Consider the following 14087-nt stretch of genomic DNA (forward strand, 5'->3'; position numbering starts at 1 on the left):
GTCGGGTCGGTGGGACTCGACGCTACTCCGCGGAGCGCGCCGGCGCCTCTCTCCGCGCACCGGAACGGCCGCGCCCCCGCACCGCCAGCAGCAGCACCGCCGCCACCAGCACCGCGACGCCCAGGACGGCTCCCGTGGTCAGCCGCTCGCCCAGCACCGCCACGCCGAGGAGAGTCGCGGTCGCCGGCTCGAGGAGGGTGAGCGTCGAGACGGTCGCCGCGGGAAGCACTCGCAGGCCGCGCGCGAAGAAGGTGTAGGCCACGGCTACCGTCACCACTCCGAGCCAGAGCGCGGCCGGGATCGAGCCGGAGAGCCGCGACGGATCGCCCAGCAGCAGGAACGGGAGCGCGAGCAGCGCCGCGGCTCCGAACTGGGCTCCCATGGCGGCGACGGGGCTGAGCCCGCGCTCGAGCAGCAGCTTGCCGCAGACGGCGTAGAGCGCGTAGGAGGCGCCGGCACCGGCCGACGCGGCGAGGCCGGAGAGTGCCACGCCGCCGGACCCGCCTCCGCTCAGGAGCACCACGCCGACCGCGGCGAGCGCGGTCGAGGCGAACCAGCGCGGGCTCGGCGTCGTCCGCAGGACGAGCCACTCCAGCAGGCCGGTGAAGGCGGGAGCGGAGCCGAGGGCGACGATCGTTCCGACCGCGACGCCGTTCTGCGCGGTGCCGGTGAAGAAGGCGGGCTGGTACGCGGCGACGCCGACCGCTCCGAGCACGACGAGCAGCACGACGGCGCGGGTCGGGCGGGAGCGGCTCCGCCGGCGCAGAGCCTCCACGCCGAGGAGAGCGGCCAGCAGGGCGCCGCCGAGGACGATGCGCGCCGCCCCGAGGAGGAGCGGATCCACGCCCGCCGCTCCGAGGGCCTGGGCGGTCCCCGTCGTGCCGAAGCAGACGGCGGCGAGGAGGACGGCGCCGATCGCCGAGGTCCGGGCCCCGCTCATCCCGCCCCGCTCCCCCGGCCGCCTGACGACCGGCTCCCAGTGTCCCAGGGATGGGCGCGTGCTCTTCCGCCTCTCGCACCTGGGGCCCAGGATGGAGGGACCGGACTAGCGGAGGAGCACGACGTGGGCATCGCGGAACCGTTCGACCTCGAGGACCACCACCGCAGCGCGCACGGCGCCCTGCGCGAGCACTTCTCGGTGCGCGAGTTCGAGGAGGTGCCGCTGGACCGCGAGGCCATCGTCGCCACCGCGTACCTGCGGGCGATCGAGCACGCCACCGTGGCCCGGGTGCTCCCCCTCGCGCGCGCCCACCCCGACGAGCAGGTCCGCGCATTCGCGTCCGTCTGGGCCGCCGAGCGGCACCGGATCGCCGACGCCCTGGGCGACGTGCTCGCGGCCTCGCCGCAGATCCGCGGCATCGACATCCGCCCGCCGGAGCCGACGGTGAGGTCGCGCCCGCTCCTCGACCGCGCCGCGGCCTCCCTCGCCGGCCCCGTCGCGCTGGCCCTCGCGGTGGACGCCCGGGTCGCGGTGCACGGCTACCGCCGGCTCGCCCGGCTCTCGCTGCACCCCGAGATGGAGCGCCTCGCCGAGACGGTCACGGGCATCCTCGAGCGGCAGGCCGACTTCTTCACGGTGCACGCGGCGGGACGCCTCGGACGCCCGCTGCCGCGCCGGGTGCAGGCGGCCGGCCTGCTCGCCGTGCTGCGCCTCCCGATCGGCGAGGCCGACCTGCCGGAGGCTCTCGCCCGCGAGGGTCGGGAGCTCGTCTTCGGCCGGGACGACGGCGGACTCGACGGGATCGACGCGGGCGTCGTCGCGGCGTTCGCGCTGCCCTGCACGGCGGCCCGGCGGCTCGTGCAGGCGTACCGGCCGGTGTCGATCCGTGCCGCGCACCGCCTCGGACGGCTCGCCGCCGACACCCGCGCCGCCGTCACGACCCTGCTGGAGCAGGTGCGCGAGTAGCGGCGGCGCTCAGCCCAGCAGCTCGCGCACGTCCTCGGCGGTGATCCCGCCGGTGGCCGCCGCGCCGTCGTCCGACATGACCGCGGCGAAGAGCGCGGCCTTCGCCTCCTTGAGGGCCATCACCTTCTCCTCGATCGTGTCCTTCGCGACCAGGCGGTAGACCATGACCGAGCGGGTCTGGCCGATGCGGTGCGCGCGGTCGACCGCCTGCGACTCGGTGGCGGGGTTCCACCACGGGTCGAGCAGGATGCAGTAGTCGGCCTCGGTGAGGTTGAGCCCGAAGCCGCCGGCCTTGAGCGAGATCAGGAACACGCCCGCCGCGCCCGAGCGGAACCGCTCGATGACCTCGTCGCGCTTCTTCGTCGCTCCGTCGAGGTAGGCGTACTCGATGCCCGCCGCGTCCAGCCGGCCGCGGACCCGGCCGAGGAACCGCGTGAACTGGCTGAACACCAGCACGCGGTGCCCCTCGCCGAGGGCGTCGCCCAGCAGCTCGTCGAGCAGGTCGAGCTTGGTCGAGGGCACGCTCTCGTGCGCCTCGTCGACCAGTGCCGCGTCGAGCGCGACCTGGCGCAGCACGGTCAGCGCGCGGAAGATCGCGAAGCGGTTCTTCTCGAAGTCGCCGATCAGGCCCAGCACGCGCTGCCGCTCCCGCGCCAGGTACGTGTCGTAGACCTTCCGCTGCTTCGGGCCGAGCTCGACCTCGAGGGTCTGCTCCTGCTTGGGCGGCAGCTCCTTGGCGACGAGCTCCTTGGTGCGCCGCAGCATCAGCGGGCGGATGCGCCGCCGCAGCTGCGAGAGCTTCTCGCTGTCGGCCTCGCGCTCGATCGGCTTCTGGTAGAACTCGACGAACCCGGCGGGCGAGGGGAACAGGCCCGGAGCGACGATCGACAGCAGCGACCACAGCTCCATCACGTTGTTCTCCATCGGCGTTCCCGTGATGGCGAGCTTGAAGGGCACGTCGAGCCGGCGCGCGAGCTGGTGCGTCGCCGACTGGCGGTTCTTGACGAACTGCGCCTCGTCGAGGAGGAGCCCCGACCACTGGATGCCCGAGTACGACTCGTAGTCGAGCCGGAACAGGGCGTAGGAGGTGACGACCAGCTCGGCCTCGCCGATGACGCTCGAGAGCGCCTTCCGCTTCTTCTTCGACGTCTCGTCGATCCCGACGACGCGGAGGTCCGGGGCGAAGCGCTTGGCCTCGCCGACCCAGTTGGGCACCACGCTGGTGGGCGCGACGACGAGGAACGGGCGCGGCGAGGTGCCCGCCTCCGCGGCCGCAGCGCGCTGCTCCTGCATCACCCGGGTGACCAGGGCGAGGGACTGCACGGTCTTGCCCAGGCCCATGTCGTCGGCGAGCACGCCGCCGAGCTGGTTGTCGTAGAGGAACGAGAGCCAGTCGTAGCCGAGCTGCTGGTAGGGCCGCAGCTCCACGGCGAAGCCCTCGGGCAGGACCCGCGACTCCAGCGCACCGGTCGCGGTGAAGCCGGAGAGCCCCTCCACGGAGCGGCGCCACGCGGCGGCCTGCGCCTCCACGACGCCCAGCTCGACCAGCTCGTCCCAGAGGGAGGACTGGAACCGGCTGATCCGCAGGGTCTCGCCGGGGTCGTCCGAGAGCTCGCGGGCCTCGGCGATCAGCTCGCGGAGGCGGCCGAACCGCTCGTCGTCGAGGGCGAAGTAGACGCCGCTCGGCAGCACCATGTACTCGTCGCCGCGGGCGAGCGCGAGGAAGATCTCGGCCAGCGGGACCGCCTCGTCGTTGACGGTGACGGAGATCTCGAGGTTGAACCAGTCGCGGCTGTCGGGCTGGGCGACGGTCTGCACGGCGACCACGGGCGCGGTCTGCGCCTCGCGGTACTCGACGCGCTCGCCGATCTCCTCGATCTCGACGGTGCCGAGCTCGCGGAGCCGCTCGACCTCGCCGGTGAGGAAGCCGACGGTCTGCATGCCGCGCAGGTCGAAGGTGGGGCGCAGGCGCCTGCTCGACGGGGACACCAGGGCCGGCGTCGACTCCGGGTCGAGACCCGCTCCGACGAGGGAGTCGAGGATCCGCTGCTCGGCCTCGGGGTCGCGATAGCCCGCGTCCTCGCCGACCCGCAGCGGGAGCCGCTCGGCGTCCACGCCGCCGCGCGCTCCCTCCACTCCGTAGCGCCACCACCACGAGCCGCGCAGGCCCGCGCCGTCGGTGTGCTCGAGGGTGAGGCCGAGGCGCGGCTCGGGCACCGCCGGCGCCTCGAAGGAGCCGTCGCGGGAGACGATGTCGAACAGCCGGTGCAGCCGCTGGTAGTGCTCGGTGAGGAACGCCGACTCCTCGGCCACCGGGATGCGGATGGCCTCGCGGCTCCAGAGGAACGTGCGCGCGGAGGACAGCAGCGGCGCGGCGAACGGGATGAGCGTGACCGGGCGGGCGCGCATCTCGTCGCCGCCCTCCCACGTGTAGAGGCCGACGGCCGGGTCGCCGATGAAGCCGAACTCCTCGGGCGCCGGGTGGTCGCCGATGGCGACGAGCGAGCGCAGCTCGAGGCCGGCGGCGGTGCGCGTGACGTCGATGGAGGCGGTGGCCGTCGTGTCGAGGATCTTCAGCGGCGTCTGGTCGCGGTCGCCCATCACCAGGCCGATGCCCGCGCGGACGGCGCCGTGCAGTGCCGCCCAGATCGCCTCGCTCCGGCACTGGTCGAGGTAGAGCCAGGTGTCGGGCGAGTAGTAGCTGGAGGCGCTGTGCCCGGAGAGCAGGCCCTGCATCTCGCGGATCACGTCGATCTGGCGCTCGTCGTAGTCGTGGCTGTAGTGCAGGTAGCCGAGGTCGCGCCAGCTGGTGCCGGTGCGGACCCAGCGATCGCGGTCGCCCATCCGCACCGGGCGCACGCCCAGGCGCGGGCGCGGCTCGGGCGGCGGCCGGTAGGAGTTGTAGCGGCCGGGCGGGCGACGCACGGGCTCGCCGGGCAGCAGCTCGAACTGCAGGCCGAGCGGGATGCCGGTGTGCGAGCGCTCCGCGCCGGCGAGGAGCGGGGCGAGCGCGCTGCGCCACTCCGGGACGGCGTCGACAGCGGCCTCGCCCGGGAAGGGACCGGCCACTCCGCCCTCGCGCTCGCGGCGCAGGGCCTCGATGAGAACGGCGGCGACGTGCTTGCACTCGTGCTTGACCGGGCAGCTGCAGGCGCCGCCGAGGAGGGTCCAGTGCTCGCCCTCGTCGCGGAGCTGCACGCTCACGGCGTACGGCGAGCGCCCGGATCCGCGGACCTGGCCGAAGAGGCGGGTGCGGCCGCCGAACCACTGCAGCTCGCGCACGCGGCCCTCGTCCGCGTACGCGGTGCCCTTCTCGACGGCGGCGGTTCCGACGAGGGCGCGGATGTCCTGCTCGGAGAAGGGCTCGTGGCCGGCGGTCACCGGCCCGGGTGCGGCCGACGGCAGCACCTCACCGGGGGGACTCTGGCGGGCCATGGACCTCACGCTCTCCGCGCTCGAACGAGCGCATCCGTCTATTCAACCCGATTCCGGAGGCGCTGCGAGCCGCGGGCCGGGATCCGTGGAGGACGCACGGCCGTCCCTACGATGGAGGGATGCCCCGTCTGGCCGTCGTCTCGGCGCACACCTCCCCGCTCGAGCAGCCGTCGACGGGCGACGCGGGCGGGATGAACGTGTACCTCGCGGCGGTGCTCCCGGAGCTGGCGGCGCTCGGCTGGGAGATCGAGGTGCTGACCCGCGGCGAGGGCGTCCGGATGCTCGCGCCGGGTGTGCGGGTGGTCGGCGTGCCGGTGCCGGCGGGCGACAAGTACGCGCTGGCGGCCGCGGCGCCGCAGTTCGCGCGCGCCGCGGAGGGGGCCGACGTCGTGCACTCCCACTACTGGGTGTCGGGCCTCGCGGGGGCGCTCACCGGCAGGCCGCACGTGCACTCGATGCACTCGGGCTCGCTCGCGAAGAACGCCCGGCTCGCCCCGGGCGACGTCGCGGAGCCGCAGCAGCGGATCGACGCGGAGCGCTCCGTGCTCGCCTCCGCCGATGCGATCGTGGTGGCGGGCGCCTCGGAGCGGGAGGACGTCGTCAGCGGGTACGGCGCGGATCCGGACCGGGTCGTCGTGGTGCCGCCCGGAGTCGACGCGCGGTTCCGCCCGGGCGGCGGCGAGCGCTCCGGAGTCGTCCTGGTCGGCCGGGTGCAGCCGCTCAAGGGCCAGCTGCTGGCGGTCGAGGCGCTCGCGAGAATCGCGCCGGCGGAGCGGCCGGTGCTGCGGCTGGTGGGCGGGGCGGCACCGGGCCGGGAGTCGTACCTCGACGCGGTGCGCGCCGCGGCGGCTCCGCTGGGAGACCGCGTGCTGATCGAGGGGGCCGCCGACCGCGACCGGGTGGCGGAGCGGCTCCGGAGCGCGCAGCTGGCGCTCGTGCCCTCGGCGGCCGAGACCTTCGGGCTCATCGCGCTCGAGGCGGCCGGCAGCGGCACTCCGGTACTCGCGCGCAGGACGACCGGCCTGGTGGACGCGGTGCGCGACGGCGGGAGCGGCGTGCTGCTCGACTCCGACTCCCCTGCGGCGTGGGCCGAGGCGATCCTGACCCTGCTGGGCTCGCCCGGCGAGCTGGCGCGACTCGGCCGCGGCGGCGTCGACTGGGCGGCCGCCCACTCCTGGCCGGCTGCCGCCGCCCGGCTGGACGCCGTCTACCGCGGCCTGTCGGCCCGCTGAGGGAACCCCGGACCGTCGAGGGATCCCGCTCCGCCGGGTCACCTCGACGGGTCGGGGCTCCCTCGATGCAGGGAGGGGGTCAGTCGGCGATGGCGGGGGCCCCGGGGTCGAGGCGGGCGCCGCGGGTGGAGCGGTACCAGGGCGCGAGGCGGTCGGGCGAGACCGCGACCATCGCGGCGCCCGTGAATCCGGCGTCGTTGCCGAAGCGGGCGGGGACGATCTCGGTGCCGATGTCGAGGAAGCGGGCGAACTCGTCGAAGACGTGCGCCGCCGCGCCGCCGATCACGAACAGCTGCGGCGAGAGCAGCATCTCGAGGTGCCGGTAGTAGACGCTGAGGCGACCCGCCCACTCCTCGAGGGTGATGCCCTCGCGGCGGACGGCCGAGAAGCCGACCTGCGGCTCGAAGTCGGGACCGTCGATGTGCAGGTGCCCGAGCTCGGAGTTGGGGATCACCACGCCCTCGTGGACGAGCGCCGTCCCGATGCCGGTGCCGAGGGTGGTCAGCAGGAGGAGGCCCTCGCGTCCGCGCATCGCGCCGAACTCGCGCTCGGCGACCCCTGCCGCGTCCGCGTCGTTGACGACGACGACGTCGACCCCGGTCGCCTCCGAGAGGAGGGCCTGCGCGTCGAGCCCGACCCAGCGCTGCGAGACGTGGGTGGTCTGGCGGACGACGCCGCCGCGGACGATCCCGGGGAAGCCGACGCCCACGGGCGTGCCCGCGATCGGCGAGACGTCCCGGACGATTCCGGCGATCGCCTCGGCGAAGTCCTCGGGCTCCTTGCCCAGCGGGTTCGCGACCGCGAAGCGCCGAGCCGCCCGCTCGCCGGTGGTGACGTCGACGAGGGACGCCTTGATCGACGTCCCCCCGATGTCGACGCCGACGGCGAAGCGCGGGAGGAGGCCGTCGTGGGGCTGGGTCACGGATGCTCCGTCTGCAGTGGTGGGCGAGTGCGGGGACTCGCGAAAACGGTCGGCCCGTCGGATCCGGGATCGCGACGAGCCGAAGGCAATTCTACGAGCCGTCAGGTGCGCGCGGGCTCCGAGAGGGCGCGGAGGACGAAGTCGATCACCGGCTCGTAGAGGTGGACGGCCAGCCCGTCGTCGATCGGGACGACCACCTCGATCGAGCCCTGCGCCTCGGCGACGAACACCGCCGGGTCGTTGCAGTCGGCGATCGCGATGACCGGCAGCCCCCGCCGGCCGGCCGCGCCCGCGAAGCCGTGGTCGGCGACGACCAGGTCGGGGCGGATGCCGAGCTCGTCGAGGCGGTCGAGCAGCGCGTCCATCGGCTCCGGCGAGTGCGTGTGCTGCAGCCCTCCCCCGCGGTAGACGCAGGTGACCCCGCCGGTGCACCACAGGGCCTGGTGCTCGTCCGCGAGAGGCACGCGGATGCCGTCGGGGGCGGCGAACGGGAGCGCGTTCACGTCGATCACGCGAGCGCCCCGCTCCGTGGCGGCAGCAGCGAAGCGGCGGTAGACGTCCATCAGGGTCGCGGGGTGCGCGGTGGCGAACAGGAGCAGCGCCCCCTCGCGGACAGCGGCGGCGAACCGCTCGCGGTAGCGGGCGAGCCCCGCGACCGTCAGGCGGGCGTCGATCCGGTCCTGCCCGCTCTCGACGGAGGGGTCGGTGCTGATCCCCACGCGCTCCCCCATCAGCGCGAGCAGTCTCTCGAGCGTCCAGTCCTCCGCCACGTCCACCCCGTAGAGGTGCGCGGGCTCGCGGGCGGCGAGGCCGCGGAGGTTGCCGAGGTTGCTCGCGCGGCCGGTGAGGACGTCCCCGGCGAGGAGGGAGGAGTCGAGGTACGCCTCGAGCTCGGAGTCGGGACGCGGCATGCGGGACCTCTCGATCGACGGGGAGCTCCCAGGCTACGGGCAATTCAGGTGTTGACATCCGATCCATCACCGATATATCGTTACTGCATCGCCGACAGATCGGAAGCAGCCGCTCCCGACGGGCGACCGGATCCGATCGAAAGGGATCCCCTCACGACAGAGAGCAGCACACCCATGAACTCCAGGACCTTCTTCTCCGACGACCGCCGCGACTCCTGCGCCGGCGACCACTCCTCCCGCCACGAGCACCCCGGCCGCGGACAGCGCCGCGGACCCGGCGGTCACGGCCGCGGCTTCGGGCCCGGCTTCGGCTTCGGCCCGGGCTTCGGCCCCGGCTTCGGCGGCCCCTTCGGCCGCGGCGGAGGACGCGCCCGACGCGGTGACGTCCGCGCGGCCCTCATCTCCCTCCTCTCCGAGAAGTCCTCGAACGGCTACGGCCTGATCAAGGCCATCGCCGAGAAGACGAACGGATCGTGGCGTCCCAGCCCCGGCTCCGTCTACCCCACCCTCCAGCAGCTCGTCGACGAGGGCCTCATCACGGCCGTCGGCGAGGGCCGCGGCACCGAGTACCAGCTCACGGACGCGGGCGGCACCTACGTGCGCGAGCACGCCGACGAGCTCGACGCGGCCTGGGAGGCCACTCCCGGCGCGAGCGACGCCGATCGCGCCTTCATGGAGAACGTCGGCAAGCTGATGGGCGTCGTGCAGCAGTTCCGCGGAGCGACCGAGGCGCAGCGCGCCGCCGCCTCCGCCAAGCTCGACGAGACCCGTCGCGCGCTGTACCTCATCCTCGCCGACTGACCTCGGCTCCCCTCCCGCGATCCGTCGCGGGAGCCCCCGGACGGACGGGACCCCTCGCCTCGGCGACAGGGTCCCGTCCGTTCCGTCGTCTCCGGACCCGGCGCCTCAGCGGGCGGCGGACAGGCGCGCCAGGCCCTCGTCGAGGGTGACCGACGGGCTCCACTGCAGATCGGCGCGCGTGCGGCGCTGGTCGAACCAGTGCGCGGTCGAGAGCTGCTCGGCGAGGAAGCGGGTCATCGGCGGCTCATCGGCGCCGGGCCGCACGGCCCACACGCGCTCGACGAGCGAGCCCGCAGCGCGGGCGACGGAGGCGGGGACGGACCAGCGCGGCGGCTCGACGCCCGAGGCGCGGCAGATCCCGGCGAGCAGCTCGGCGACCGGGCGCGGCTCGCCGTTGGTGACGACGTAGGAGCGGCCGTGCACCTCCTCCGCCCGCCCGAGAGCGGCGACGATCGCCGAGGCGGCGTTGTCGATGTAGGTGGAGTCGATCAGCGCCTGGCCGTGCCCGAGGAGCGGCAGTCGGCCGGTGCGCGCCCGCTCGACGATGCGGGCGACGAGCTGGGTGTCGCCCGGACCCCAGACCAGGTGCGGGCGCACGGCGACCACCGCGAAGCCGGGGGCGTCGGCCGCGAGGGCCAGCAGCTCGGCCCGGGCCTTGGTGCGCGCATAGTCGCCGCGGGCCCGGTCCGGATCGGCGGGCTCGGCGTCGTCACCGGTGATCGAGGAGCCGGAGTGGGCGACGGAGGGCGACGAGATCTGGACGAAGCGGCTCACGCCGGCGCGGGCGGCGGCGGCGAGCAGACGCCGGGTACCGTCGATGTTCACGCGGTCGAAGTCGCCAGGATCGCCGGCGAGCGAGACCTTCGCGGCGAGGTGCACGACGCCCTCGGCCGCGTCGACCGCCTCCTCGACCGCGCGCGGATCGGTCAGGGAGCCCCGCGCCTCCTCGACGCCCGCGACCCCGGAGGGCCGGCGCTGGAAGGTGCGGACCTCGTGCCCCTGGGCGACGAGGCCCGCGGCCACCGCACCGCCGAGCAGGCCGCTCGCGCCGGTGACCAGGACCCTCACGGCGCCACCATCCGGCCGCCGGCGAGCACGCCCTCGGCCCAGCGCGAGAGCGCAGCCCGGTCGATCTTGGAGTTGTGGCGGATGTCGGTGGGCAGCGCCGGGACGACGAGCACTGCGGCGACGGGCCGGTCGACGGCCGCGCGCACCTCGGCGGCGAGGGCCTCCTCGGCCAGCACCACGCGGCGCGCCCCCGAGCGCAGCTCGACCACGGCGACCAGCTGCGCGACTCCGCGCGGGCCGGCTCCGACGATCGCGGCGCGGGCGACCGAGGCGACGCGCGCCTCGATCCGCTGCTCCGGTCCGACCGGCGTGACGACGCCGTCCGGCGTGACGACGACGTGCGGCATCCTGCCCTCGACCCAGAGGCGGCCGGCTGAGTCGATCCGTCCGACGTCCCCGGTGCGGTGCCAGCGCTCGCCCGGGACGGCGCCGACGCGGGCGGCACGGTCGGTGAGCCACAGGCGCTCGTAGTGATCCTCGACATGACCGGCCGAGACGACGATCTCGCCGGTCGTGCCGGCGATCTCCTCCGGCTCGTCCGCGGCGCGGCCGTCGGCGTCGAGCGGGGCGATCCGCAGCCGGACGCCCGCGGCGGGCACGCCCACGCAGACGCCTCCGCGCGGATCGTCGTCGGAGGCGGCCTCGCGGATGCCCTCCAGCGACGCGTCGGTGAGCAGCAGCCCCTCGGTCATGCCGTAGGGAGTGCGGGCGGAGGCGTTCGGCATGAGCGCCTGCGCCTCGCCGAGCAGTCCCGCCGAGACGGGGGCGCCGGCCGAGAGGAAGGTACGCACGCCGGCGAGGGCCCGGTGGTCGTCGGCGTCGAGCGCGCCGGCGGTGGCCACGACGTTGGCCAGTGCGGCCGGCGAGAGGAACAGCACGGTCGCGTCGACCCGGGCGGCGGCCGCGGCGACGGCGGCCGCGGTGAGCGTCCGGGGCGCGGTGACGTCCATGTCCGGAGTCGCGGAGCGCGTGCCCAGCGCGGGGCCGAGCAGGGCGAACGGCGCGAAGCCCGCGACGAGGCCGGTGCCCGGTCCGATCCCGTACTGGCGGGCGAGCGCGTCGCGGACGCCGGCGAGCTGGCGGTGCGTGTAGACGACGCCCTTGGCCGGGCCGGTCGAGCCGGAGGTGAACAGGATCGCGGCCACGGCGTCGGCGGCGGGCGCCTCGCCCAGCGCCTCCGGGTCGGCGGCCAGCTCGGCGCGGCCGAGCTCGATCAGCTGCCCGAGCGAGGTGTCGACCCCGAGAGCCGAGGCGGAGGCGCGGGGCAGTGTCTGCGTCGAGACCCGGCCGCCGGGCCAGCGGAGGGCCCGCGCGACGGCGAGGCCGGGCAGGGCGCCGACCACCAGATCTGGCCAGGCGCCGCGGACCGCGCGGGTGAGACCGCGCAGGCCCAGGCCCGCGTCGGCCACGACCACGACGGCTCCGATGCGCAGGCACGCGTAGAGCAGCGCCGTCAGGTCGGCGCCGGGCGGCACGAGGAGCGAGACGCGGTCGCCCGGGGAGACGCCGGAGGCGCGGAGCCCGGCGGCGAGCTCGCGGACCCGCTGCGAGAGCAGGCGCCACGAGACCGAGCGGGGCCCGCCGCCTCCGGGAGGCGCCATCTCGACCAGGGCGAGCGAGTCGTCCTGCGCATTGCGGTCGAGGTGCGCCCACAGCGGCTCGACCGGCGCGGTCGGGCGGCGGACGTCGGGGGCGGGGTCGCCGCCGAACGGCTCCTCGCCGTCGGAGAGGTCGCCCAGCCAGGTGAGGACGGCGGACGCGTAGTCGACGTCCTCGGCCACCAGGTGGCCCGATCCCTCGTAGCGGTGGACCTGCGCGTGCGGGAGGCGGTCGACGAGGTCGTCAAGGTAGCGGTCGGAGAAGATCGGGTCCAGCGGGCCCCAGAGCATCACGGCCGGCGTCGTCAGGGCGCTGACGCCCTCGGCGATGCGCTGCAGCTCCGGGTCGCTCGGGTGCGCGGAGTCGACCGGGATGTCGGCGACGAAGCCGCCCACTCCGCCGCGGCGCGACGCGGACCGGTAGGGCGCGCGGTACCCCTCCTTCACCGCGGAGGGCAGCGCCGGGTGCCCCAGCGCGAGGGTCGTCTCGAGGAAGGCCGGCGTGCCGACCGTGGAGGCGCCGAGCACGCCCGAGGCGAGCGCGAGCCGGAGCGGGGCCGGGATCGGCTCGTCGGCGCTCTGGTGGATCGCGGTGTTCAGGAGCATCGTGGCGCGCAGCTGCTCCGGGTGGTCCACCGCCCAGCCCAGCGAGACGACTCCGCCCCAGTCGTGGCCGAGGGTGACCACGTCGTCGAGGCCGAGCACGTCGGTGAGGTTCGAGAGCTCGCGCACGCGGTCGGCGAGCGTGTGCAGGGCGCCGGTCCGCTCGGAGAAGCCCATCTCGAGCTGGTCGACAGCGACCACCCGCCAGGCGGGGCCTCCGCTGCGGGCCGACTCGAGCGTGGCGGCCGCGAGGCGGCGCCAGAGGTAGGACCAGGTGGGGTTGCCGTGCACGCAGAGGACGGTGCCGACGGGCTCCGTGCCGAGGGCCCCACCCGTGTCGAGCAGGTGCCAGCGGCGCGGAACGCCCTGGGCGTCCGGAGCGTCGACGAGGCGCGACCACGCGGGATCGAGCCCGTCGAGCCCGGCCGGGGGCAGCTGCGCCGCGGCCGTGGAGCCGAGCGCTCCGCGGATCCGCTCGGCCGGGTGGGGCGCGCTCACCAGGCGATCTCGAGCATCGCGGTGTTGATGCCCGAGCCCACTCCGATGAGCAGCACCCGGTTGCCCGGCTGCAGGGTCTCGGCCTCCTGGGCCAGGGTGATCGGGATCGACGCCGGGCCGACGTTGCCGAGGGTGGGGTAGGTCGTGGGGACGCGGCTGCGGTCGATGCCGACCGCCTTCACCAGGGCGTCGGTGTGCACGTCCGACACCTGGTGCGTGATGTAGCGGTCCATCCCGCTCCAGTTCCAGTCGCGGGTGGCCTCCTTCCACGCCGAGAGGACGAGCTCCATGCCGCCCTTGAGCAGCGCCTTCGCGTCCGTGAACATGCCGTCGACGCTGCCGACGCAGAGCTCGTTGAACTGCGTGGCCGCGCGGGTGATGCCGCCGAGGATGCGGTGGCCCTTGGGGTGCTCGTCGGCCGGGCCGAGGACGGCCGCCGCGGCGCCGGAGCCGAGGGTCAGGCTCGCGAACTCGCTCATGAAGTCCTTGCGCTTGACGCCCTCGCGGCTCAGGCGCTCGATGGTGTTGACCTGGATCTCGTCGGCGTCCTCGCCGTCGATGATGAGCGCGTAGCGGATCTGGCCGGAGTCGATCAGCTGCGCGGCGAGGGTCATGCCGTTGACGAAGCCGAGGCACGCGTTCGCGATGTCGAAGTTGATGGCCGACGAGGGCAGGCCGAGCCCGTGGTGCAGGCGCACGGCGACCGAGGGCTCGAGGTGCTTGCGGGTCACCGACGTGTTGATGATCAGGCCGATCTGGTCGGCGCGGACGCCGGCCTCGGCGAGAGCGCGCTTGCCCGCGTCGATCGCCGCTCCGTCGAAGCCCTGCTCGGAGCCCCAGTTGCGGCGCTCCTGCACGCCGGCGACACGCTGGAGGAGCCCGGTGGGGAGCCGCAGGCGCTTGAGCGCCGGAGCGAGCCGCGCCTCGATCTCGGCCGAGGTGGTCACGCGCGGAGCCAGCGTGGTCGCGACGGACAGCAATGCGACGTTGCGGTGCGTGGTCGTTGCGTTTCCGTCCAACGGAACTCCCTGTCGAGTTGTCGATCCTGGCATGTGCCTCCGTGATTTTACGCTGTCGTTCAGGCTGCGCTTCCTGGACGCCCGCTGGGCGGTC

At 74.8% G+C, this 14087-nt stretch carries 10 protein-coding genes; 3 read left to right on the top strand and 7 right to left on the bottom strand.

All coding sequences use genetic code 11. The features are described from left to right. Positions 1 to 22: 22 nt before the first annotated feature. Positions 23 to 940 (bottom strand): EamA family transporter, encoded by a 918-nt coding sequence (locus tag GTU71_RS09170; protein WP_159939722.1) that lies wholly within the window; start codon positions 938 to 940, stop codon positions 23 to 25. A 123-nt stretch (positions 941 to 1063) separates the two neighbouring features. Between GTU71_RS09170 and GTU71_RS09175 the strand changes: the two genes are divergently transcribed. Next, positions 1064 to 1906 carry a hypothetical protein gene (locus tag GTU71_RS09175; RefSeq protein WP_159939723.1) on the top strand — a complete coding sequence of 281 codons (843 nt, stop codon included), beginning with the start codon at positions 1064 to 1066 and terminating at the stop codon, positions 1904 to 1906. 9 nt (positions 1907 to 1915) lie between these two features. Here GTU71_RS09175 and GTU71_RS09180 read toward each other — a convergent pair whose 3' ends face one another. Then, positions 1916 to 5341 carry a DEAD/DEAH box helicase gene (locus GTU71_RS09180; protein ID WP_104224188.1) on the bottom strand — a complete coding sequence of 1142 codons (3426 nt, stop codon included), beginning with the start codon at positions 5339 to 5341 and terminating at the stop codon, positions 1916 to 1918. A 119-nt stretch (positions 5342 to 5460) separates the two neighbouring features. On the opposite strand from GTU71_RS09180, the gene GTU71_RS09185 reads away from it, so the two are divergent. Further along, positions 5461 to 6573, top strand: coding sequence for a glycosyltransferase (locus GTU71_RS09185; RefSeq protein ID WP_159939724.1), 1113 nt, complete (start codon positions 5461 to 5463; stop codon positions 6571 to 6573). A 79-nt stretch (positions 6574 to 6652) separates the two neighbouring features. Here the strand turns inward: GTU71_RS09185 and GTU71_RS09190 are convergent, their stop codons facing one another. Then, positions 6653 to 7495, bottom strand: coding sequence for an ROK family protein (locus GTU71_RS09190; RefSeq protein WP_244229583.1), 843 nt, complete (start codon positions 7493 to 7495; stop codon positions 6653 to 6655). A gap of 101 nt (positions 7496 to 7596) precedes the next feature. After that, positions 7597 to 8406 carry a phosphatase gene (locus tag GTU71_RS09195; protein WP_159939725.1) on the bottom strand — a complete coding sequence of 270 codons (810 nt, stop codon included), beginning with the start codon at positions 8404 to 8406 and terminating at the stop codon, positions 7597 to 7599. A 174-nt stretch (positions 8407 to 8580) separates the two neighbouring features. On the opposite strand from GTU71_RS09195, the gene GTU71_RS09200 reads away from it, so the two are divergent. Beyond that, the gene (locus GTU71_RS09200) at positions 8581 to 9207 is read left to right on the top strand and encodes a PadR family transcriptional regulator (protein WP_159939726.1); all 627 of its coding nucleotides are present in this window, start codon (positions 8581 to 8583) and stop codon (positions 9205 to 9207) included. A 105-nt stretch (positions 9208 to 9312) separates the two neighbouring features. On the opposite strand, the gene GTU71_RS09205 is transcribed toward GTU71_RS09200, so the two are convergent. The 3 genes from GTU71_RS09205 to GTU71_RS09215 are packed head-to-tail and all read right to left on the bottom strand — an operon-like array spanning position 9313 to position 14026. Further along, entirely contained in the window at positions 9313 to 10275 is a 963-nt protein-coding gene (locus GTU71_RS09205; protein WP_159939727.1) for an NAD-dependent epimerase/dehydratase family protein, read from the bottom strand. Then, positions 10272 to 12974, bottom strand: a complete 2703-nt coding sequence (locus GTU71_RS09210; RefSeq protein WP_244230514.1) for an alpha/beta fold hydrolase — start codon at positions 12972 to 12974, stop codon at positions 10272 to 10274. Before GTU71_RS09210 ends, GTU71_RS09205 begins: the two co-directional genes overlap by 4 nt. After that, complete coding sequence (locus GTU71_RS09215; protein ID WP_159939728.1) at positions 12971 to 14026, bottom strand: 3-oxoacyl-ACP synthase III; 1056 nt, start codon at positions 14024 to 14026, stop codon at positions 12971 to 12973. Before GTU71_RS09215 ends, GTU71_RS09210 begins: the two co-directional genes overlap by 4 nt. Positions 14027 to 14087 lie beyond the last annotated feature (61 nt).

The organism is Rathayibacter sp. VKM Ac-2762 (genome assembly GCF_009866585.1).
Taxonomy (GTDB): Bacteria; Actinomycetota; Actinomycetes; order Actinomycetales; family Microbacteriaceae; genus Rathayibacter.

Excerpts from the sequence above, each read along its gene's own strand:
- GTU71_RS09185 (WP_159939724.1), top strand. The coding sequence starts at position 5,461 with ATGCCCCGTCTGGCCGTCGTCTCGGCGCACACCTCCCCGCTCGAGCAG.
- GTU71_RS09180 (WP_104224188.1), bottom strand. The coding sequence starts at position 5,341 with ATGGCCCGCCAGAGTCCCCCCGGTGAGGTGCTGCCGTCGGCCGCACCC.
- GTU71_RS09170 (WP_159939722.1), bottom strand. The coding sequence starts at position 940 with ATGAGCGGGGCCCGGACCTCGGCGATCGGCGCCGTCCTCCTCGCCGCC.
- GTU71_RS09195 (WP_159939725.1), bottom strand. The coding sequence starts at position 8,406 with ATGCCGCGTCCCGACTCCGAGCTCGAGGCGTACCTCGACTCCTCCCTC.
- GTU71_RS09200 (WP_159939726.1), top strand. The coding sequence starts at position 8,581 with ATGAACTCCAGGACCTTCTTCTCCGACGACCGCCGCGACTCCTGCGCC.
- GTU71_RS09215 (WP_159939728.1), bottom strand. The coding sequence starts at position 14,026 with ATGCCAGGATCGACAACTCGACAGGGAGTTCCGTTGGACGGAAACGCA.